The sequence below is a fragment of the Pseudomonas sp. 34 E 7 genome (assembly GCF_900005715.1).
In the GTDB taxonomy this organism is placed as follows: Bacteria; Pseudomonadota; Gammaproteobacteria; order Pseudomonadales; family Pseudomonadaceae; genus Aquipseudomonas; species Aquipseudomonas orientalis_A.
The window spans coordinates 1-2,542 of sequence record NZ_CVTX01000155.1 but is presented as its reverse complement, the minus strand read 5'-3'; the positions used below and the strand labels follow the sequence as shown (position 1 = coordinate 2,542).

Annotated in this window: 2 protein-coding genes; both read right to left on the bottom strand. The window is 61.2% G+C overall.

All coding sequences use genetic code 11. The features are described from left to right. Positions 1-250: 250 nt before the first annotated feature. Positions 251-1,693 (bottom strand): hypothetical protein, encoded by a 1,443-nt coding sequence (locus tag BFP96_RS19305; protein WP_065936832.1) that lies wholly within the window; start codon positions 1,691-1,693, stop codon positions 251-253. A gap of 147 nt (positions 1,694-1,840) precedes the next feature. Further along, on the bottom strand, positions 1,841-2,542 hold a 702-nt coding region (locus tag BFP96_RS19300), incomplete at its 5' end, for a lipocalin family protein (protein WP_065936831.1).

Sequence of the window (2,542 nt, the reverse complement as noted above, 5' to 3'; positions counted from 1 at the left end):
CTTACTTTTGCGCTTTTCAAAAGTGAGCCGCTGTAAAAGCGGAACCCATAGCAGCCGTGACCGCAGAAACGGATATGTACTCGGTCCAATCCAACATCCTGGTCGGCCCAGAGGCCGCCATCGGGGGCAAGTCGAATCGTCGCACCGCCCCTCCCACATTCGAATTGTTGCAGCCTGCAAAAATGTGCGGCACACGGCGCAAAAAAGGGGCAGCCCCTGGAGGCTGCCCCTTCTGTTTCACATCACCGAATCAATGGATGATGTCCTGAGTGCAGATATGCCCCAGGCTGACGTATTGCGCGTTGTTACCGCCGACGCCCACGCCGGGGAATTCGGCCAGCTCGATGCGCCAGCCACCCTGGTTGTAGGTGGTTCTCCAGATGTACGGTACGCCGGTGCTGCTGTCGTTGATCACCGTGGTGTAATCACCGAAGCAGGTACCGATATTGGCCGTGGCCTGGGACACACCCGCGCTGTTGGTGGTCGCCTTGTAGTCGACCCAGCGGTAGTTAAAGTCGACGAAGTGGTTATCCACGCGCAACACCGGGGTGACGCCCAGCAGCGGCGCGCCGGTGGAGTCCGACCACTGGGTCGACCAATTCAGCAGCCGTGCGGTCTGGGTGGCCAGCGGCATCTCGCTCACCGGCACCCGTACGATGTTGTCACCCTTGACACTGCTGGTGTTCAGGCGCGGCGTGGAGCCCAGGCTCAACTGGTAATACTTGCTCGGGTCCTGCGCCACCGCCGGATTGGCCCGCACACGCACCTTCACGGTGGTGCCCGGCGTTACGCTCGGATAGGTCGAGGTGGAGCCGGCCGGCACGGTAATCCAATTGGCGCCATCGAAGCGGTCGAAGATCCACTGGTTACGGCTGCCGTCCTCGTCGCCCGCCAGGTACATGCTCACGCTTTGCCCACGTACCGCCTTGAAGTCGAAGTAATCGACATCGCCGGCATTGTCGAGGTTGCCGCTGACCTTGTTCATCGAGTCGGGCAATACGAACGCGGTTTGCGCGCTGTCGTTGGGCTCGAATGCGTCGATGTTGCTGTCCACCGCCACGCCGAAACTGAACTGCGCGTTATCGGCGACCTTGGCCACCATGTACCAGTAGTAGTCACCGGCCGACAGTACACCGTTGAGGTATTCATCGGCATTGCCTGCGGCATCCGAAGAACCCACCACACTCAGATTGCCCTGGCCGTCATCCTGGAACAGGGTCAGCGACATGTCCGCCCCTGCACTCTGATTGACCAGTTGCACCAGCACCCGCGCGTTCTGCGCCAGATTGAAGTGGTAGGCAAACTCGTTACCGGCCTGCACCCCATCAACGGTGTAGAGCGTGTTGATATCCAGGGTGGGGAACAGCGGTTCAAACGCGGCGACGGCCGCGCTTTTCAGTTGGCTTTGCGCCGGTTTCTTCAGCTCACCGACCACGCTGTCGAACGGCGCGGACTTGAGGGCTTTGGTCACCGTTTTAGACTGGCCGGACTTGGCCACTGAGAGTTTTTGCTTGAGCTCAGGCGACACCTTCGACGCGTCCAGCTTGCCGCCGGACTTGAGCGCCGTGTTCACGGCCTGCTTGACCGCGTCGGCACTGAGTTTCGAAGGCGCTTGATCAGCCAGGGCGCAGGCCGAGACGAAGCAGGAGGCCATCATGGCCGCGCCCAGCATAAGGGCTTTTTTCGATTTCATTTTTTATCCATCCATAGTTAAAAAATAGAAGCTCAGGTGATCGGCGACATCCGGTCACCTGGGATGGACTCTAGGACAATACTGGTTTTATGTACAGTAGTTTTTTCTAAGAGTTGGTTGACCGTTCCGAGGGGGCCAATCAATCAGCTAGTACCCCGTCATCTCCAGATACCCCACCCCACCGTCGAACTTCACCGGCCCCTCCCAATAGGGAATGCCCAGGTTCATCCACGCCTTCGAATTGACGGCCTCGGGGGTGATGTCCAGGTGCTTGCCGGGGATTTTCAGCGACCAACGCGTGGGAATGCTGCGCCCGTCAATCTCGGTGGTGGTCAGCGGCGCCAGTTGGATATCCGCGTTGTGCAGCGTCTCGGTGCGTCCCTGGGCGTCGATCCAGGTGCCGGTGAGGTAGCCACCGCCGTCCTTTTGCCGCACGCGAAACAGCATCAGTTGTTCACCTCGGTCCAGGTGCAGGGAGAACCAGTCCCAGCCGGTCTGGTTGGCGGCCAGGGGCTGGCTGCTCCATTCGCGGTCGAGCCAGGCGTTGCCGCTGACCTGGTAGGTCTGGCCGTCGAGCGTGACGCTGCCGTTGGCGCTGAAGAACGGCTGGCTGTAGTAGTAGGACGCCTGGCCCTGGTCGGATTTGCGGCTGTAGCCGTGGTCGCCCTGCAGCACCAGCGGGCGACTGGAGGTCAGTTGCAGGTCGTAGGCGAACTGCGCGCCACTGGCCTTGAGTTGCATATCGGCCAGGGGGTTGGCGGCGCCAGGGCGGGTGGCGAAGTTCCAGTCATCGATCCAGGCGTTGAACGGCAGCGCCTGCGCCCCGGCCTGGCCGACGCCGCCCCGGGC